The sequence below is a fragment of the Cedecea sp. Ae19-4 genome (assembly GCF_059801165.1).
Genome location: NZ_JBCHWG010000003.1, coordinates 450,543 through 468,791, shown reverse-complemented (window position 1 = coordinate 468,791; position 18,249 = coordinate 450,543). Strand labels below are relative to the sequence as shown.

The 18,249-nt window shown below is 52.4% G+C and carries 16 protein-coding genes and 1 other RNA gene; 13 read left to right on the top strand and 4 right to left on the bottom strand.

The annotated features are described in order from the left end of the window. Nucleotides 1-125: 125 nt before the first annotated feature. The 11 genes from epd (at nt 126) to AAIE02_RS20055 (ending at nt 13,549) form a co-directional block, all read left to right on the top strand. Nucleotides 126-1,172: an erythrose-4-phosphate dehydrogenase gene (gene epd / locus AAIE02_RS20105; RefSeq protein WP_008461572.1), complete on the top strand. Its 1,047-nt coding sequence runs from the start codon at nt 126-128 to the stop codon at nt 1,170-1,172. A 21-nt stretch (nt 1,173-1,193) separates the two neighbouring features. Continuing rightward, nucleotides 1,194-2,357 (top strand): phosphoglycerate kinase, encoded by a 1,164-nt coding sequence (gene pgk, locus AAIE02_RS20100; protein WP_008461573.1) that lies wholly within the window; start codon nt 1,194-1,196, stop codon nt 2,355-2,357. A gap of 97 nt (nt 2,358-2,454) precedes the next feature. Then, complete coding sequence (gene fbaA / locus AAIE02_RS20095) at nt 2,455-3,534, top strand: class II fructose-bisphosphate aldolase (protein ID WP_498533124.1); 1,080 nt, start codon at nt 2,455-2,457, stop codon at nt 3,532-3,534. A 402-nt stretch (nt 3,535-3,936) separates the two neighbouring features. Then, the gene (tdcA, locus tag AAIE02_RS20090) at nt 3,937-4,875 is read left to right on the top strand and encodes a transcriptional regulator TdcA (protein ID WP_034810145.1); all 939 of its coding nucleotides are present in this window, start codon (nt 3,937-3,939) and stop codon (nt 4,873-4,875) included. A gap of 101 nt (nt 4,876-4,976) precedes the next feature. Beyond that, nucleotides 4,977-5,975 (top strand): bifunctional threonine ammonia-lyase/L-serine ammonia-lyase TdcB, encoded by a 999-nt coding sequence (tdcB, locus tag AAIE02_RS20085; RefSeq protein WP_008461576.1) that lies wholly within the window; start codon nt 4,977-4,979, stop codon nt 5,973-5,975. Between the two features lie 15 nt (nt 5,976-5,990). Further along, nucleotides 5,991-7,322, top strand: a complete 1,332-nt coding sequence (gene tdcC / locus AAIE02_RS20080; protein WP_498533123.1) for a threonine/serine transporter TdcC — start codon at nt 5,991-5,993, stop codon at nt 7,320-7,322. A gap of 36 nt (nt 7,323-7,358) precedes the next feature. Then, nucleotides 7,359-8,567 (top strand): propionate kinase, encoded by a 1,209-nt coding sequence (tdcD, locus tag AAIE02_RS20075; protein WP_498533122.1) that lies wholly within the window; start codon nt 7,359-7,361, stop codon nt 8,565-8,567. A 29-nt stretch (nt 8,568-8,596) separates the two neighbouring features. Next, nucleotides 8,597-10,891: a formate C-acetyltransferase gene (gene pflB / locus AAIE02_RS20070; protein ID WP_166995254.1), complete on the top strand. Its 2,295-nt coding sequence runs from the start codon at nt 8,597-8,599 to the stop codon at nt 10,889-10,891. Nucleotides 10,892-11,062: 171 nt separating this feature from the next. Next, the gene (locus tag AAIE02_RS20065) at nt 11,063-11,923 is read left to right on the top strand and encodes a small-conductance mechanosensitive channel MscS (protein WP_008461586.1); all 861 of its coding nucleotides are present in this window, start codon (nt 11,063-11,065) and stop codon (nt 11,921-11,923) included. A 142-nt stretch (nt 11,924-12,065) separates the two neighbouring features. Next, entirely contained in the window at nt 12,066-12,701 is a 636-nt protein-coding gene (gene argO, locus AAIE02_RS20060) for an arginine exporter ArgO (protein ID WP_166878159.1), read from the top strand. Nucleotides 12,702-12,811: 110 nt separating this feature from the next. Then, the gene (locus AAIE02_RS20055; RefSeq protein ID WP_008461590.1) at nt 12,812-13,549 is read left to right on the top strand and encodes an oxidative stress defense protein; all 738 of its coding nucleotides are present in this window, start codon (nt 12,812-12,814) and stop codon (nt 13,547-13,549) included. Nucleotides 13,550-13,602: 53 nt separating this feature from the next. Here the strand turns inward: AAIE02_RS20055 and argP are convergent, their stop codons facing one another. Beyond that, a complete protein-coding gene (gene argP, locus AAIE02_RS20050; protein ID WP_008461592.1) occupies nt 13,603-14,502 on the bottom strand; it encodes a DNA-binding transcriptional regulator ArgP in 900 nt (299 codons plus the stop codon). A gap of 188 nt (nt 14,503-14,690) precedes the next feature. Here argP and rpiA point away from each other — a divergent pair, with 188 nt between their 5' ends. Together rpiA and serA are read left to right on the top strand one after the other, a co-directional pair. Next, nucleotides 14,691-15,350 carry a ribose-5-phosphate isomerase RpiA gene (rpiA, locus tag AAIE02_RS20045; RefSeq protein WP_008461594.1) on the top strand — a complete coding sequence of 220 codons (660 nt, stop codon included), beginning with the start codon at nt 14,691-14,693 and terminating at the stop codon, nt 15,348-15,350. A gap of 303 nt (nt 15,351-15,653) precedes the next feature. Next, nucleotides 15,654-16,892, top strand: coding sequence for a phosphoglycerate dehydrogenase (gene serA / locus AAIE02_RS20040; protein ID WP_008461595.1), 1,239 nt, complete (start codon nt 15,654-15,656; stop codon nt 16,890-16,892). Between the two features lie 37 nt (nt 16,893-16,929). Here the strand turns inward: serA and AAIE02_RS20035 are convergent, their stop codons facing one another. The 3 genes from AAIE02_RS20035 to zapA all read right to left on the bottom strand — a co-directional run bounded on the left by AAIE02_RS20035 (nt 16,930) and on the right by zapA (nt 18,101). Then, on the bottom strand, nt 16,930-17,526 hold the full coding sequence (locus tag AAIE02_RS20035) for a 5-formyltetrahydrofolate cyclo-ligase (protein ID WP_166995262.1): 597 nt from the start codon (nt 17,524-17,526) through the stop codon (nt 16,930-16,932). Nucleotides 17,527-17,546: 20 nt separating this feature from the next. Next, nucleotides 17,547-17,730, bottom strand: a non-coding RNA gene (gene ssrS, locus AAIE02_RS20030) — 6S RNA. A gap of 41 nt (nt 17,731-17,771) precedes the next feature. Continuing rightward, the gene (zapA, locus tag AAIE02_RS20025) at nt 17,772-18,101 is read right to left on the bottom strand and encodes a cell division protein ZapA (RefSeq protein ID WP_008461599.1); all 330 of its coding nucleotides are present in this window, start codon (nt 18,099-18,101) and stop codon (nt 17,772-17,774) included. Nucleotides 18,102-18,249 lie beyond the last annotated feature (148 nt).

Genomic DNA, 18,249 nt, shown 5'->3' with positions numbered 1-18,249 from the left:
TCAGTCGAATAAATGTTCGACAATTAAGCAAACAAGTGCAGTTTCATGAGTGCGAGGATTCCCCTCAGGCGGTTGCTGGATTACTCTGTCAGCCACTAAATCCCAGGGATTCTGGCAGGAGAGATATGACCGTACGCATCGCTATTAATGGCTTCGGTCGCATTGGGCGCAACGTGGTACGTGCTTTGTACGAATCTGGTCGCCGTGCGGAAATTACCGTGGTAGCAATCAACGAACTGGCAGACGCTGCGGGTATCGCGCATCTGTTGAAGTACGATACCAGCCACGGTCGCTTTGCCTGGGATGTTCGCCAGGAGCGTGAAGTCCTGTTTGTGGGCGATGACAGCATTCGCCTGCTGCATGAACCGACCATTGAAGCGCTCCCGTGGCGTGAACTGGGCGTTGATATCGTGCTGGACTGCACCGGCGTGTTCGGCTCCCGCGCTGACGGTGAAGCCCACCTTGCGGCAGGGGCGAAGAAAGTCCTGTTCTCACACCCTGGCGGTAACGACCTCGATACAACCGTCGTCTACGGCGTGAACCATGAGCAGGTCGAAGACAGCCACCGTATCGTCTCCAATGCCTCCTGCACCACAAACTGTATTATTCCAATCATTAAACTGCTGGATGAAGCGTTTGGCATTGAGTCCGGGACGGTCACTACCATCCACTCTGCCATGCACGATCAGCAGGTGATTGACGCTTACCACCCTGATTTGCGACGCACTCGTGCGGCGAGTCAGTCGATCATTCCGGTGGATACGCGTCTTGCGGCCGGTATCACGCGTATTTTCCCACAATTTAATGACCGTTTTGAGGCGATCGCGGTACGCGTTCCCACGATAAACGTGACGGCCATTGATTTGAGCGTGACGGTCAGAAATTCAGTAAATGCATGTGAAGTCAACCACTTGCTGCAAAAAGCGGCACAGGAAGCATTTCATGGTATAGTTGACTATACGGAATTACCGTTGGTCTCTACTGATTTTAACCACGATCCGCACAGTGCAATCGTCGACGGCACGCAAACGCGGGTCAGTGGGCAACATCTGATTAAAACTCTAGTCTGGTGTGATAACGAATGGGGCTTCGCCAACAGGATGCTCGACACCACGTTGGTTATGGCTCAATGGATTTCAGGTAAGGCGCACGTTGCGTCTGCAAAACTTTAAGAATCAACGAGAGGATTCACCATGTCTGTAATTAAGATGACCGATCTGGATCTGGCGGGCAAACGCGTATTCATCCGTGCCGATCTGAACGTGCCGGTTAAAGACGGGAAAGTCACCAGCGATGCGCGTATCCGTGCATCTCTGCCGACCATTGAACTGGCGCTGAAACAGGGTGCTAAAGTCATGGTGACTTCTCACCTGGGTCGTCCGACCGAAGGCGAGTACAACGAAGAATTCTCTCTGCTGCCAGTGGTTAACTACCTGAAAGACAAGCTGTCTAACCCGGTTCGTCTGGTAAAAGATTACCTGGACGGCGTAGAGGTTGCTGCCGGTGAGCTGGTTGTTCTGGAAAACGTTCGCTTCAACAAAGGCGAGAAAAAAGACGACGAAGCACTGTCCAAAAAATACGCTGCACTGTGCGACGTGTTCGTGATGGATGCTTTCGGTACTGCACACCGTGCGCAGGCTTCTACTCACGGCATCGCTAAATTTGCTGACGTTGCTTGTGCAGGCCCGCTGCTGGCTGACGAACTGGAAGCACTGGGAAAAGCTCTGAAAGAGCCGGCTCGCCCAATGGTTGCTATCGTTGGCGGTTCTAAAGTTTCTACCAAACTGACCGTGCTGGACTCCCTGTCCAAAATCGCTGACCAGTTGATTGTTGGCGGCGGCATCGCGAACACCTTCGTTGCAGCCCAGGGCCACAACGTAGGTAAATCCCTGTACGAAGCAGACCTGGTTGATACCGCTAAAGATCTGCTGACCCGTTGCGACATCCCAGTACCAACCGACGTGCGTGTGGCCACTGAGTTCTCCGAAACTGCGACCGCAACCCTGAAGTCTGTGAACGACATCAAAGACGAAGAGCAGATTCTGGACATGGGCGACGTTTCCGCTGAGAAACTGGCCGTGATCCTGAAAAACGCGAAAACCATTCTGTGGAACGGCCCGGTTGGCGTGTTCGAATTCCCTAACTTCCGTAAAGGGACCGAAATCGTTGCCCGTGCTATCGCAGACAGCGAAGCCTTCTCTATCGCAGGCGGCGGCGACACTCTGGCCGCTATCGACCTGTTCGGTATCGCAGACAAAATTTCCTACATCTCTACCGGTGGCGGCGCATTCCTTGAGTTCGTGGAAGGCAAAGTACTGCCAGCTGTAGCAATGCTCGAAGAGCGCGCTAAGAAGTAATTCCTACGGGCAGGGTAACCTGCCCGTTGATTTATTGCCGCCCGGCAAGATTCAGGACGGTGATTCGATTTTTCCAAGGCCTACAGGACACATCAACATGTCTAAAATTTTTGATTTCGTAAAACCAGGTGTTGTAACTGGCGACGACGTACAGAAAATCTTCCAGGTAGCAAAAGAGAACAACTTTGCTCTGCCAGCCGTTAACTGCGTCGGTACCGACTCTATTAACGCCGTTCTGGAAACCGCTGCGAAAGTAAAATCTCCGGTTATCGTTCAGTTCTCTAACGGCGGTGCTGCATTCATCGCTGGTAAAGGCGTGAAAACTGATGTTCCACAGGGTGCTGCTATCATGGGCGCAATCTCTGGTGCACACCACGTACATCAGATGGCTGAACACTACGGCGTGCCGGTTATTCTGCACACTGACCACTGCGCTAAGAAACTGCTGCCGTGGATCGACGGCCTGCTGGACGCGGGTGAAAAACACTTTGCCGCTACCGGTAAACCACTGTTCTCTTCCCACATGATTGACCTGTCCGAAGAGTCTCTGGAAGAAAACATCGAAATCAGCTCCAAATACCTGGCTCGCATGTCCAAACTGGGCATGACCCTGGAAATCGAACTGGGCTGCACCGGCGGTGAAGAAGATGGCGTGGACAACAGCCACATGGACGCTTCTGCTCTGTACACCCAGCCAGAAGACGTTGATTACGCTTACACCGAACTGAGCAAAATCAGCCCACGTTTCACCATCGCAGCTTCCTTCGGTAACGTACACGGCGTGTACAAACCAGGTAACGTGGTTCTGACCCCGACCATCCTGCGTGATTCTCAGGAATACGTTTCTAAGAAACACAACCTGCCGCACAACAGCCTGAACTTCGTCTTCCACGGCGGTTCCGGTTCTTCTGCTCAGGAAATCAAAGACTCCGTAAGCTACGGCGTAATCAAAATGAACATCGATACCGATACCCAGTGGGCAACCTGGGACGGCATCCTGAACTACTACAAAGAAAACGAAGCTTACCTGCAGGGTCAGCTGGGTAACCCGAAAGGCGCTGACCAGCCGAACAAAAAATACTACGATCCACGTGTCTGGCTGCGCGCAGCTCAGACCTCTATGATCGTTCGCCTGGAGCAGGCATTCAAAGAGCTGAACGCGGTAGACGTCCTGTAATTTGAGCTAATATTTGCTTCGATAAAAACCCGCCTTGGCGGGTTTTTTTATATTCAAATATAAGCGTAATATTTGCAGCCATTTTTAATTCTTTGTTTTATGCACCTTACTCTGAGTAAATAAACGTCAATATTGATAAGTTTTCAGTCGGAATAAGAGTTTATGGCTGGTTATATGAATTTATTATCTCCATAAATTTCTTTTATTCAGGATGTTTAGGTTGACCTTAATCATGGAAATAGCAAATTATAAAACATTAACTCATTGTTATTTATGGGTTTATATTCATTTGGTTGCTTGTTGTACTGATGAGGGTTGAGCTCTTGTGAGTCGCCGCACATAACACAGTAGGGAGAATACGTAAGATCGCCGCCATTGATAACTTATTAGGCATGGCGCTTTATGGATAATACGACATTACCTAAAACACAGCACCTGGTTGTATTTCAGGAAGTGGTAAGAAGTGGTTCATTTGGCTCTGCGGCGAAGCAGCTAAGTTTGACTCAGCCTGCGGTAAGTAAAATTATCAGCGATATGGAAGCCTTGTTTGGTCTGGAGCTTATCATTCGCAAAAATACCGGTGTTCAGCTTACGGCTGCCGGTAAAGTACTGCTCGGTTACGCCGAGTCGATTACCCGCGAAATGCGCAACATGTGCAACGAAATGAACAGTCTGGTCGGTAGCGAAGCGGTAGATGTTTCATTCGGCTATCCTTCACTTATCGGTTTTACCTTCCTGCCGGGCATGATGAAAGCCTTTAAAGAGCAGTATCCACAGGCTGAAGTTTCAATGTTTGAAGCTCAACTTTGCTCCTTCTTACCGGCGATACGTGACGGCAGGCTGGATTTTGCCATCGGTACGCTGAGCGATGAGATGCTGCTTCAGGATTTGCATATCGAACCCCTGTTTGAATCAGAGTTTGTTCTGGTAGCCGGACGAACACGAACGCGCGGAGGCGTGATGACGCTCCGCTCATTAAGCCATGAGCAGTGGGTGTTGCCTCAAACCGAAATGGGCTACTACAGTGAACTTCTGACCATCCTGCAACAGAACCATATCACCAGCGATAAAATCATTAAAACCGACTCAGTTGTCACCATCTATAACATGGTGTTGACCGCCGGTTTCCTGACGATTATTCCCCGTGAAATGATCGCACCTTTTGGCTCTCAGGAGTTTGTTCAAATTCCATTAACGGATGAATTACCTGTTGCACGCTATGCTGCGGTATGGTCGAAAAATTGCCGTATAAAAAAATCAGCGGCGACTCTGGTTGAATTAGCCAAAGTGCATTCAGTGCGTAGTAAATATCAATTTAATAAATTAACGGTGGTGGCTTAGCTTACTTAGCATAATCACTTTTTATCACTCATTAAATTAAAAAGGCGAGTTTTTTATTATTCGCTACGAATATCTTTTATTGCTTTGATGCGGAGATCAACATGCATATAGATAATGAATTGCCAGTCACAATTAACGATGTTCTTGAAGCGAAAAAAAGAATATCTGGATTTGTGTATAAAACCGGGATGCCTCGCTCTAATTATCTTAGCGAATGCTGTAAGGGCGACATCTATTTGAAATTTGAAAACATGCAGCGTACCGGCTCATTTAAAATGCGCGGTGCTTTCAATAAACTCAGTTCACTGAGTGAAGAAGAAAGAGCCCGGGGCGTGGTGGCCTGTTCTGCGGGTAACCATGCTCAGGGTGTTTCATTGTCATGTGCGCTGCTCGGTATTAACGGCAAAGTGGTGATGCCTAAAGGTGCACCGAAGTCAAAAGTTGCCGCCACGACTGACTATTCAGCTCAAGTGATTATCCACGGCGATAATTTTAACGAAACCATCGCCAAGGTCAGCGAAATTGTTGAGACGGAAGGGCGTATCTTTATCCCACCTTACGATGATGAAAAAGTCATTGCCGGGCAGGGGACGATTGGCCTGGAAATTCTTGAAGACCTTTACGACGTCGATAATGTGATTGTGCCGATTGGCGGCGGCGGCCTGATTGCCGGCATTGCGGTAGCCATTAAATCCATTAATCCAACAATTAATATTATTGGCGTGCAGGCGGAAAACGTCCACGGCATGGCTTCCTCTTTCCGTACTGGTGAAATTACCGCGTATCGGGCAGGCAGCACGTTGGCTGACGGCTGTGACGTTGCCCGCCCAGGAAAGCTAACCTTCGAAATCGTTAAAAAATTAGTCACCGATATTATTTTGGTCAGTGAAGACGATATCAGAAATAGTATGGTCGCACTTATTCAGAGAAACAAAATTGTCACTGAAGGTGCTGGTGCACTGGCTTCTGCTGCATTATTAAGCGGCAAGCTTGACCAGTACATTAAAGGCCGGAAAACCGTGAGTATTATTTCTGGTGGAAATATCGATTTGTCTCGTGTTTCTGAAATTACTGGCGCAGCGGAAGCCTGCCTGGTCTAAATAAGGATCTTCATTATGAGTAATGTAGAAACAACCCTGGTTGGTCAAAAAGAGTCCTCCCTGTGGCGTAAGTCCGATACCACCTGGACTTTAGGTCTGTTTGGTACCGCCATTGGCGCTGGGGTCCTGTTTTTCCCGATTCGCGCGGGCTACGGCGGGCTTATCCCAATACTTATCATGCTTGTTCTTGCCTATCCGATAGCCTTCCTTTGCCACCGCGCGCTGGCACGACTGTGCCTTTCCGGCAGCAATCCGTCGGGGAATATCACCGAAGTTGTCGAGGAGCATTTTGGTAAAACGGGGGGCGTCGTTATCACCTTCCTTTATTTCTTCGCGATTTGCCCGCTGCTGTGGATTTACGGCGTCACCATTACTAACACCTTCATGACCTTCTGGGAAAATCAGCTCCAGCTGATGCCCTTAAATCGTGGGCTGGTAGCGCTATTCCTGCTGATGCTGATGGCCTTTGTCATCTTCTTTGGTAAGGATCTGATGGTGAAGGTGATGAGCTGGCTTGTGTTCCCATTTATCGCCAGCCTGGTCATTATTTCCCTGTCGCTTATTCCCTACTGGAATTCAGCGGTTATCGATCAGGTGAACCTGAGTGAAATCGCGTTGACCGGCCATGACGGCATCCTGGTGACCGTGTGGCTCGGGATCTCCATCATGGTGTTCTCCTTTAACTTCTCGCCGATCGTCTCTTCCTTTGTGGTGTCGAAGCGTGAAGAGTACGAAGCGGACTTCGGGAAAGCCTATACCGAAGACAAGTGCTCAAAAATCATCTCGCGTGCCAGCATGTTGATGGTTGGCGTTGTGATGTTCTTCGCCTTTAGCTGCCTGTTCACGCTGTCGCCACAGAATATGGCCGAAGCAAAAGCGCAGAACATCCCGGTGCTCTCCTATCTCGCTAACCATTTCTCTTCACTCTCTGGTTCGAAGTCTACTTTTGCCACGGTGCTGGAATATGGCGCATCGATTATTGCCCTGGTCGCCATTTTCAAATCTTTCTTCGGCCACTATCTGGGCACGCTGGAAGGGTTGAATGGCCTGGTCCTGAAGTTTGGCTATAAGAGTGACAAAACGAAGGTTTCCGAGGGCAAACTTAATCTGATCAGCATGGTGTTTATCATGGGGTCAACCTGGGTTGTCGCCTACGCCAACCCAAATATTCTTGACCTGATTGAAGCGATGGGCGCCCCGATCATTGCCTCGTTGCTTTGCCTGCTGCCGATGTACGCGATTCGCAAAGTGCCGGCGCTGAGCAAATACAAAGGCGGAAGTGAAAATATCTTTGTTACCGTGATCGGCTTACTGACGATCCTTAACATCGTATACAAAATCTTGTAATTAACTGTCATTGGCTCAGGATGAGTGAACGTTAATATGAATGAATATCCGGTAATATTAACCATAAATTGCGGTTCATCTTCGGTTAAATTCTCCGTGCTGGATGAATTAACCATGGAGCCACTTTTAACGGGTATTTGCGAAGGTATAAATACCGAAGCCGCAATGCTTATCGTTAATAGCGGTGAGCCGGTGAAGCTGGCGCATTCTGATTATGAGGATGCGCTGGCGGCAATCTCCCTCGAGCTTGAAAGACGTCATTTGACCGAAAGCGTGGCCTATATAGGCCACCGCATTGCTCACGGTGGGGCGATTTTTGGCGAGTCGGTATTGCTTACGGACGACGTCGTGGAGCAAATCCGCGCGATCTCGCCTCTCGCGCCGCTGCACAACTATGCCAATCTCAGTGGCGTGGCTTCGGCCAGGCTGCGCTTCCCTGGCGTGCCGCAGGTTGCCGTGTTTGATACCAGCTTTCACCAGACGATGAAACCTGAAGCCTATCTTTACGGCCTGCCATATCGCTATTTCAACGAGCACGGCGTCAGGCGTTATGGATTCCACGGGACCTCTCACCGCTATGTTTCCATGCAGGCAAGCGAGCTACCTGAACTGAAAGGGCGTTCATTGGGGCTGGTGATTGCTCATCTGGGCAACGGGGCTTCAGTGTGCGCGGTTGTTGACGGGCAAAGCGCTGATACCTCGATGGGGATGACGCCGCTGGAAGGTTTGATCATGGGGAGACGCTGCGGCGATGTCGACTTTGGGGCGATGGTGTGGCTGGCAAGGCAGACCGGGCAGTCGCTGGACGATCTTGAGCAGGTGGCAAATACCGAGTCAGGGTTGTTGGGGCTTTCAGGTATATCTTCTGACTTACGGACGCTGGAAAAAGCCTGGCAGCAGGGGGATACCCGCGCGGAGTTGGCTATCAACACCTTTGTACATCGTATTGCCAAAGCCATCGGCGGGCACGCAACTTCGCTGCCACATTTTGATGGGCTAATTTTTACTGGCGGCATTGGTGAGAACTCCGCGCTTATTCGCCGTCTGGTTATTCAACATTTACGGGTATTCGGTTTCGAACTGAATGAAGAAAAAAATATGCGGCCTAATTCTGACGGCGAGCGTGTTATTTCAACCCAGAACTCGGCAGTACTGTGTGCAGTTATTCCGACCAACGAAGAAAAAATGATTGCTCTTGATGCCCGTGAATTGGGCAAGGCATCGGAGCTTGCGGCATTCGCTTAATTTTATTTGCGGTACAGAGGATTGAATGCATGAAAATGGATATTGATATTTCCCATGATAATTATGCTCAGGCCTGGCAGCAGTTTCGTGGGGAATGCTGGCAGCATGAAATTAATGTTCGGGATTTTATCCAGCAAAACTACACGCCGTATGAGGGGGATGATGCGTTTCTGGCGAGCGCAACATCTGAGACGACGGCGCTCTGGGAAAAGGTGATGGAGGGTATTCGCGTTGAAAATGCCACTCATGCCCCGGTCGATTTTGATACTAACGTGGCCACGTCCATTACCGCCCATGCCCCCGGTTACATTATCCAGCAGCATGAGAAAATTGTTGGCCTTCAGACGGACCAGCCGCTAAAGCGCGCGCTGCATCCTTTCGGCGGCATCAATATGATCAAAAGTTCGTTTGAAGCCTATGGCCGCAAAATGGACCCCGAGTTTGAGTATCAGTTTACCGAGCTGAGGAAAACGCACAATCAGGGCGTGTTCGACGTTTATTCGCCGGATATTCTGCGCTGCCGCAAGTCCGGCGTACTGACTGGGCTGCCTGATGGTTACGGGCGTGGCCGAATCATCGGCGATTACCGCCGCGTGGCGCTGTACGGCATTGCTTATCTGGTTCGCGAACGTGAGCTACAGTTTGCCGATCTGCAGCAAAAGCTTGAACGCGGCGAGGATCTTGAGGCAACGATTCGCCTGCGAGAAGAACTGTCGGAGCATCGCCACGCACTGCTGCAAATACAGGACATGGCCGCTGGCTACGGTTTCGATATCTCGAGGCCGGCGAGCAACGCACAGGAGGCGATTCAGTGGCTTTATTTCGCCTATCTGGCGGCGGTGAAGTCGCAAAACGGCGGAGCGATGTCGCTGGGGCGCACCGCAACCTTTATCGATGTTTATATTGAGCGCGATCTTCGCTCTGGCCTGCTCAATGAGCAACAGGCGCAGGAGCTTATTGACCACTTCATTATGAAAATCCGCATGGTGCGCTTCCTGCGCACGCCGGAGTTTGATTCGCTGTTCTCCGGGGATCCTATTTGGGCAACGGAAGTGTTAGGCGGAATGGGGCAGGATGGTCGTACTCTGGTGACCAAAAGTACCTTCCGCTATTTGAATACGCTTTACACCATGGGGCCTGCGCCGGAGCCGAATTTGACCATCCTTTGGTCTGAGGCGCTGCCGAAAGCGTTCAAGGTTTATGCCGCCAGAGTGTCGATTGAAACCTCGTCATTGCAGTATGAAAATGACGATCTGATGCGCAGCGATTTCGCCAGCGACGACTATGCGATTGCCTGCTGCGTTAGCCCGATGGTGATTGGCAAACAGATGCAGTTCTTTGGCGCTCGCGCCAACCTGGCAAAAACGCTGCTGTACTGCATCAACGGGGGAATGGATGAAAAGCTGAAGATCCAGGTTGGGCCGAAAACGCCAATGTTGCTCGACGATGTGCTGGACTACGACAAGGTGATGACCAGCCTCGACAGCTTTATGGATTGGTTGGCGGTGCAGTACGTGACGGCCCTGAACCTGATCCACTACATGCACGATAAATACAGCTACGAAGCTTCGCTGATGGCCCTGCATGACCGGGATGTTTACCGCACGATGGCCTGCGGCATCGCCGGGCTTTCGGTGGCGGTGGATTCACTTTCTGCCATCAAACACGCCGTGGTTAAGCCGGTGCGCGACCATACCGGGCTGGCGGTGGATTTCGTGATTGAGGGTGACTATCCGCAATACGGCAATAACGACGATCGCGTGGACGCCATTGCCTGCGATCTGGTTGAGCGTTTTATGAAGAAAATTCAGGCGCTGCCAACTTATCGCGATGCCGTGCCGACGCAGTCTATTTTGACCATTACGTCGAATGTGGTTTACGGGCAAAAAACGGGGAACACGCCAGATGGCCGCAGGGGAGGAACGCCGTTTGCACCCGGTGCGAACCCGATGCACGGGCGAGACACTAAAGGAGCTGTAGCCTCGTTAACCTCCGTGGCTAAGCTGCCGTTCAGCTACGCAAAAGATGGTATCTCTTATACGTTTTCCATCGTGCCTGCGGCGCTGGGGAAAGAGGATTCCATTCGCTGCCTGAACCTGGTCGGCTTGCTTGATGGCTACTTCCACCACGATGTCAAAACGGAAGGCGGGCAGCACCTGAACGTCAACGTGTTGAACCGTGAAATGCTGATGGATGCCATCGCGCATCCTGAAAATTATCCGACACTGACCATTCGTGTTTCTGGCTACGCGGTGCGTTTCAACGCGCTTACCCGCGAGCAGCAGCAGGATGTTATTTCCCGGACCTTCACACAAACGTTGTAAGCCCACTTTTAGCCCGGACATTCGTCCGGGCTTTTCCCTTTTTTTGCCGCATTAATACGCAATTTGAGATCAATTTTGTGACGTACTTGGCACATCCATGCGTTTTTGTTTACCCTTTACGGTTTGAACTGCCTTACCGGGCGGAGAAACTTTTCAGACAAGGAACAGTAAATGGAAGATCTCAACGTAGTAGACAGTATTCATAATGCGGGGGGCTGGCTGGTACGCAATCAGGAGCTGCTCCTGAGCTATGCGGTAAATATCGTCGCCGCCGTGGCCATTTTGATCGCCGGGATGATCGTTGCCCGTCTGGTCTCCGGAGCCGTTAATCGCCTGATGCTGGCTCGCAGCATCGACAGCACTGTCGCCGACTTTCTTTCCGCGCTGGTGCGCTACGGGATTATTGCCTTCACGCTGATTGCGGCCCTGAGCCGTGTCGGGGTGCAGACAGCTTCGGTGATTGCCGTGCTGGGTGCCGCCGGTCTGGCCGTTGGTTTGGCGCTGCAGGGTTCCCTGTCCAACCTGGCCGCAGGCGTGTTGCTCGTTACCTTCCGCCCGTTCCGTACCGGGGAGTATGTCGATCTCGGCGGCATTGCGGGCACCGTGCTGAACGTGCAAATCTTCTCCACCACGCTGCGTACCGTGGATGGCAAAATCGTGGTTGTGCCGAACGGCAAAATCATCGCCGGGAATATCATTAACTTCTCCCGGGAACCTGCCCGCCGCAACGAGTTCATCATCGGCGTGGCCTACGATGCCGACATCGATCAAGTTAAGCAGATCCTGACTGACATCATCACCAGCGACGAGCGCGTGCTGAAGGATCGCGATATCACCGTGCGCCTGAACGAGCTTGGCCCTTCATCCGTCAACTTTGTGGTGCGGGCATGGAGCAAAAGCGGTGACCTGCAAAACGTTTATTGGGACGTGCTGGAGCGCATCAAGAAAGCGCTTGATGCCAACGGCATCGGTATTCCTTATCCGCAAATGGACGTTCACGTTCGCCAGATGAAAGACTCTGATAACGCATAACCTCCGGGGCCAGCTTTCGCTGGCCTTATTTTCACCTGCAATTATTAGCCATGCTTATAAGCGATTAAAAATATCAATTTCCTCTAATAATTTTTGCGCATTACACTCACGCTCAATGATGAACAGTTAAAGGGTGTGTCGCGTGTTATCTTATTATTTTCAGGGCATTGCATTGGGAGCCGCGCTAATTCTGCCTCTGGGGCCGCAAAATGCCTTCGTGATGAATCAGGGCATTCGTCGCCAGTACCATCTGATGATTGCTTCCCTGTGCGCGTTGAGCGACATCATTCTGATTTGCGGCGGGATTTTTGGCGGCAGCGCCATTCTGATGCAGTCTCCCTGGCTGCTGGCGCTGGTCACCTGGGGCGGCGTGGCATTTCTGCTGTGGTATGGCTGGGGTGCGCTGCGCACGGCGATGAGCAGCAACCTGGAGCTGGCTTCTGCCGAAGTGTTGAAGCAGGGGCGCTGGAAAATCGTGGTCACCATGCTGGCGGTGACCTGGCTCAACCCGCACGTCTATCTGGACACCTTTGTGGTACTTGGTAGCCTGGGGGGCCAGCTTGCGGACGAAGCAAAACGCTGGTTCGCGCTGGGAACCATTAGCGCCTCTATTCTCTGGTTTTACGGCCTGGCTATTCTTGCCGCCTGGCTGGCCCCTCGTCTTCGTACCGCAAAAGCGCAGCGCATTATCAACGGGGTGGTTGGGATTGTGATGTGGTTTATTGCCGCTCAGCTGGCCCGGGATGGCGTGCAGCACATCGCGGCACTCGTGGGCTAATTCGCCATAATCTGATAGACAAGTTACCATTACAGGCTAAGCTTGCTGGCAGACGTCGGGAGTTTGTTGATCGGCGTAATCACAGTGGAACGTAGCACGGAGGAGTTACAGTGAAGTTTAAAATTTTAGCATTAGCCGCGTTAATGGGATTAGGTTCTGTTTCTGTACAGGCGGGTGAGTTGCCAAACGGCCCTCACGTGGTCACCTCCGGGACAGCCAGCGTCGATGCCGTTCCTGATATCGCCACGCTCGCTATCGAAGTCAACGTGTCCGCTAAGGACGCCGCTTCTGCCAAAAAACAGGCCGACGATCGCGTGGCGCAATACCTGACCTTCCTGCAGAAAAATGGCGTAGAGAAGAAGGACATCAATGCCGCTAACCTGCGCACACAGCCAGAGTATGACTACCTGAAAGACGGTAAAACTCAGTTGAAGGGGTACCGTGCGGTACGCCAGGTGGAAGTCACGCTGCGTCAGCTGGATAAAATGAACGAGCTGCTGGATGGCGCGCTGAAGTCCGGTCTGAACGAAATCCGTTCCGTGTCGCTGGGCGTTGCGCATCCAGAAGAGTACAAAGACAAAGCACGTAAAGAAGCGATTAACGATGCAACCCGCCAGGCGAAGCTGCTGGCCGAAGGCTTTAACAGCAAACTGGGCCCGGTCTACAGCGTGCGTTACCACGTATCTAACTACCAGCCCGCGCCGATGGTTCGCATGATGAAAGCGGACGCGGCTGCACCGGCTTCCGCTCAGGATACCTACGATCAGCAGACTATTCAGTTTGACGATCAGGTCGATGTGGTGTTTGAACTGCAGGGCGCACAAACCCCTGCGGCACCTGCTCAGTAAGGTGTGATCTTCACCTTAACCCTCGCCGCAGCCGGCGAGGGTTAATCAAAGCGTTATTCCGTATCCTGCCTCAAGACCTTGTGCCCGTACTCCAGCAACGCATCCGTCACGTTGCGCATCATGCGGCTTTCCGGTGCAAAGCGGTGCCAGTAGAGCATGCGGCGCTGCAGCAGACCCGGTGTCAGGTCAATTAATTCCCCGCTATTTAACTCGCGCTCAATTTGTAGGTGCGGGATCATACAGCACGTTGTGCCCTGGCGAGCCAGCTGCACAAAGGCCTCCGAAGAGTTAACGATGTGGCACGGCACGCTGCCTGGGGACAGATCAAAGTTCTGCTGTAAAAATGCCTGATGCATATCGTCGAGATGATCAAAGGCTACGGCAGGGGCTTTTAGCAGCGCCGACCGCGTGACGCCATTCGGGAAATAACGCTCGGCAAAATCTTTCGACCCCACAAACAGATAGTCCAGCGCGCCCAGGCGATCCACCAGGCAGCTCGGCAGCGGCTGAGGTTGGATGGAAACCGCCCCAACCACTTCCCCGCGACGCAGGCGTTCCTGAGTACGGGTTTCATCTTCCACCTGAAGATTCAGGCGAATGGGGGAGTCGGCCAGAACCGGCGCAAGGGCCGGTAGCAGCCAGGTGGCCAGACTGTCGGCGTTAACTGCCAGCGAAAGCAGCAGCGGCGTGGAGCCGGTTTGCTCATCGCCCAGCCACTCTTCTTCCAGCAGTTCCACCTGACGTAAAAGTGCCAGCAGTTTTTGGCCCTGCTCGGTGGGGCGGGGCGGCACGGTACGCACCAACAATGGCTGGCCGAACATCGTTTCCAGTTGCTTAATACGTTGTGACACCGCCGACTGAGTAATGCACAGCTTCTGCGCCGCACGCTCAAATCCTCGTTCACGAATTACCGCATCCAGCGCCTGCAGCGTTCTGTAGTCCGGGCGTTTCATTGTTGTTCATCTGCTCCTGATTTCGTCGTGCAGCCACTATGACATAAATTTGCCGCTGATTCAGACCAAATCAGCAAGCTGACATTGTGTTTGAACGTGATGGGGTTTGCAGTGCGGCAAAGCCGGGGACATTTTTCCGCCGCATGCTCTATAATGCGCGTCAGTTTCCACATCACAGGCATAAAATTATGACGCAGGATGAACTGAAAAAAGCAGTCGGATGGGCAGCACTCCAGTATGTGCAGCCGGGCACCATTGTGGGCGTGGGCACGGGCTCAACCGCCGCGCATTTTATTGATGCTTTGGGCACCATCAAACACCAGATTGAAGGTGCTGTTTCCAGCTCCGACGCTTCTACCGCGAAACTGAAAAGTCTTGGGATCCCCGTGTTCGATCTCAACGAGGTGGATTCATTAGGCGTCTACGTCGACGGTGCCGATGAGATCAACCACCAGATGCAGATGATTAAAGGCGGTGGCGCAGCGCTGACTCGCGAGAAAATCATCGCCTCCGTTGCCGACAAGTTTGTTTGCATCGCGGACGCCTCCAAGCAGGTTGATATTCTCGGTAACTTCCCGCTGCCGGTGGAAGTGATTCCTATGGCGCGCAGCGCCGTCGCGCGTGAACTGGTAAAACTGGGTGGTCGCCCGGAGTACCGTCAAGGCGTGGTCACGGACAACGGTAACATCATTCTGGATGTGCATGGTTTGAGCATCATGGAACCGATGAAGCTGGAAAACATCATCAACGGTATGCCTGGCGTTGTTACCGTGGGCCTGTTTGCGAACCGTGGCGCGGATGTGGCGCTGATCGGTACCGCTGACGGCGTAAAAACCATCGTGAAATGATCTGACCGGGGCGCGTTCTGCGCCCCAAAAAACCGTATAAAAAATGACAAATTATTTTAACCGCATTTTTGGTGACATATATCACATTTCGGTAACAGTTCTGTGATTCATGCCTGGTTCACTCTCCCGCTCAGCATTTTATTCTGACTCTCGCCGCCTTATTCCCGCCTGACGATACGGCGACGCAATCGTTCATATTGCCCCAAACGTAGATTTTGATATTTTGACAGAAGGGTAACTTATAGGCGATGGCGCATCACCGCCTAAAAACGAATACAACAGCACTGAAAATAGGGTCGGGAAATGGCAAAAGTATCACTGGATAAAGACAGAATTAAATTCCTGCTTGTGGAAGGCGTGCACCAGAAGGCGGTAGACAGCCTCCGTGCAGCGGGATACACCAACATTGAATTCCATAAAGGCGCGCTGGATTCCGAAGCGCTCAAAGAGTCGATCCGTGATGCTCACTTCATTGGCCTGCGTTCCCGCACCCATTTGACCGAAGAGATCTTTGCCGCGGCTGAAAAACTGGTGGCTGTAGGCTGCTTCTGCATCGGCACCAACCAGGTTGATCTGGATGCGGCGGCGAAGCGCGGTATTCCGGTGTTCAACGCCCCGTTCTCGAACACCCGTTCCGTTGCTGAACTGGTGATTGGTGAATTGCTGCTGTTGCTGCGCGGCATTCCTGAAGCTAACGCCAAAGCGCACCGTGGCGTGTGGAACAAGCTGGCGGTAGGCTCTTTTGAGGCCCGTGGTAAAAAGCTGGGCATCATTGGCTACGGCCACATCGGTACGCAGCTGGGGATTTTGGCTGAATCCCTGGGGATGCACGTCTACTTCTACGATATCGAAAACAAGCTGCCGCTGGGCAACGCGACTCAGGTTCAGCATCTCTCCGACCTGCTGAATATGAGCGATGTGGTTAGTCTGCACGTGCCGGAAAACGCCTCCACCAAAAACATGATTGGCGCGAACGAGCTGGCCTTGATGAAGCCGGGCTCGCTGCTGATCAACGCCTCTCGCGGTACGGTGGTAGATATTCCTGCTCTGTGCGGTGCGCTTTCGAGTAAGCATCTGTCTGGTGCGGCTATCGACGTCTTCCCGACCGAACCGGCCACCAACAGCGATCCGTTTAACTCTCCGCTGTGCGAGTTTGACAACGTGATCCTGACCCCGCACATCGGCGGTTCAACTCAGGAAGCGCAGGAAAACATCGGCCTGGAAGTGGCGGGCAAACTGGCGAAATACTCGGATAACGGCTCTACGTTGTCTGCGGTTAACTTCCCGGAAGTTTCTCTGCCGCTGCACGGGGGCACCAGCAGCCGCCTGCTGCACATTCATGAGAACCGCCCTGGCATTCTGACCGCGCTTAACCAGATCTTTGCTGAGCAGGGTATCAACATTGCCGCTCAGTTCCTGCAGACCACGCCGCACATGGGTTACGTAGTAATTGATATTGATGCGCCGGAAGATGTGGCTGAGAAAGCGCTGAAGTCAATGAAAGCGATTCCGGGCACCATCCGCGCCCGTCTGCTGTACTGATCTGACCATGGCCTCTTCCCCGAAGGGGGAAGGGGCATCACCACTGCCAAAGGCGCGATGGCGTCACCACGGCAGGCAAAGGAATATCCCACTGTTCTACCGGCAACGTCTCCACCTGCTGGCAATCATGCGCCAGGCCAACCGGGTAGAAACCGTGCTGCTGCCAGTGCTGCAGCGTTCTGTCGTAAAACCCGCCGCCCATCCCCAGACGCTGGCCTGTTTCATCGAAGGCAACCAGCGGCGTGACCAGTACATCCAGCTTATTCAGCGGCAGCACGTCGCGAATATCCAGCTTAGGCTCAAGAATTTTCAGGCGATTGGTGACCAGGTGACTTTGCGGCGTGTAGCGTAAAAACAGCAGGTTGCCGGGGCTAAAAGGATGAAGCACCGGGAGATAAACGTTTTTGCCTGCCCGCCATAAAGCCTGAATCAGCGGAGTGGTATTCAGTTCCCCGTCGAACGAGAGAAACAACGCTACGGTCTGAGCACGAATGACCGGCTCAAACGCCAGCATGCGTTCAGCAGCCTGTAGGGCAAAGGTTTGTTGTTCTGGGGGAGTGAGCGACCGGCGTCGCTGCCGAATCGTTTGGCGAATGTCCTGACGAAGCGTTGAGGTTAACGGGATATGCGTCATGATGGCCGGGTAGTAAAGAGGGAATCTCCGAGATGCCGCCGCAGGCTGTAACCCTTGAACCCTTGGTTCAAGGTGAGTGTGTCGTCATGGTTTTAAGGCTTCTCGGACGGACCGAGCATGCTCACCAACCGCGGAGCGCCACACTCTTGTGGTATGAAATATCGGCTCAGGGGACTGGCCCGCTTGCAAACATCTCAGAGAAATTTTGTCTTCGAAGTTACTCTACCACAGTCAACTGCGAAGTGTTATTCAAACTTTGGACCCTGTCGGTCTGCAATGCGACCTTGCTCAAGCAATGCTTGTTCGATGGTCTGCTGTAGCATCCGAATACGCTCTTCCATATTGGCGGCGTAGTCACGGGTTTTCGACTTTTCCTGAGCCAGTTCGTAGCAAATGTTAAGTGCTGCGATGAACACCAGCTGCTCGGTATTTGTGACTCTAGTGCGAACTTTTAAATCTTGCAACCGCTGATTCAGCTCTTCCGCAGCCTGATTCAGCGCATCCTGTTGTTCAGGCGGACAATTCACGCGCAATGAACGACCGAAAATTTGAATATCGACTGGTTGTGCAGACATGCCACCTTCCTGCTGTTTACTCGCCTGCCTTTACGCTACCGGCCCCGGTAGCGGAAGGGGCGCCACTATAGCTATCCCGATATCAAGATACAAGCCCTTTTCTGGTATCTGCGGGGGTCCTGGTGGTAGCATAACACACACTATTCCT

Bases quoted from the DNA above. Each gene is read 5' to 3' on its own strand.
- epd (WP_008461572.1), top strand. From the start codon at position 126: ATGACCGTACGCATCGCTATTAATGGCTTCGGTCGCATTGGGCGCAAC.
- pgk (WP_008461573.1), top strand. From the start codon at position 1,194: ATGTCTGTAATTAAGATGACCGATCTGGATCTGGCGGGCAAACGCGTA.
- fbaA (WP_498533124.1), top strand. From the start codon at position 2,455: ATGTCTAAAATTTTTGATTTCGTAAAACCAGGTGTTGTAACTGGCGAC.
- tdcA (WP_034810145.1), top strand. From the start codon at position 3,937: ATGGATAATACGACATTACCTAAAACACAGCACCTGGTTGTATTTCAG.
- tdcB (WP_008461576.1), top strand. From the start codon at position 4,977: ATGCATATAGATAATGAATTGCCAGTCACAATTAACGATGTTCTTGAA.
- tdcC (WP_498533123.1), top strand. From the start codon at position 5,991: ATGAGTAATGTAGAAACAACCCTGGTTGGTCAAAAAGAGTCCTCCCTG.
- tdcD (WP_498533122.1), top strand. From the start codon at position 7,359: ATGAATGAATATCCGGTAATATTAACCATAAATTGCGGTTCATCTTCG.
- pflB (WP_166995254.1), top strand. From the start codon at position 8,597: ATGAAAATGGATATTGATATTTCCCATGATAATTATGCTCAGGCCTGG.
- AAIE02_RS20065 (WP_008461586.1), top strand. From the start codon at position 11,063: ATGGAAGATCTCAACGTAGTAGACAGTATTCATAATGCGGGGGGCTGG.
- argP (WP_008461592.1), bottom strand. From the start codon at position 14,502: ATGAAACGCCCGGACTACAGAACGCTGCAGGCGCTGGATGCGGTAATT.
- rpiA (WP_008461594.1), top strand. From the start codon at position 14,691: ATGACGCAGGATGAACTGAAAAAAGCAGTCGGATGGGCAGCACTCCAG.
- serA (WP_008461595.1), top strand. From the start codon at position 15,654: ATGGCAAAAGTATCACTGGATAAAGACAGAATTAAATTCCTGCTTGTG.
- AAIE02_RS20035 (WP_166995262.1), bottom strand. From the start codon at position 17,526: ATGACGCATATCCCGTTAACCTCAACGCTTCGTCAGGACATTCGCCAA.
- zapA (WP_008461599.1), bottom strand. From the start codon at position 18,101: ATGTCTGCACAACCAGTCGATATTCAAATTTTCGGTCGTTCATTGCGC.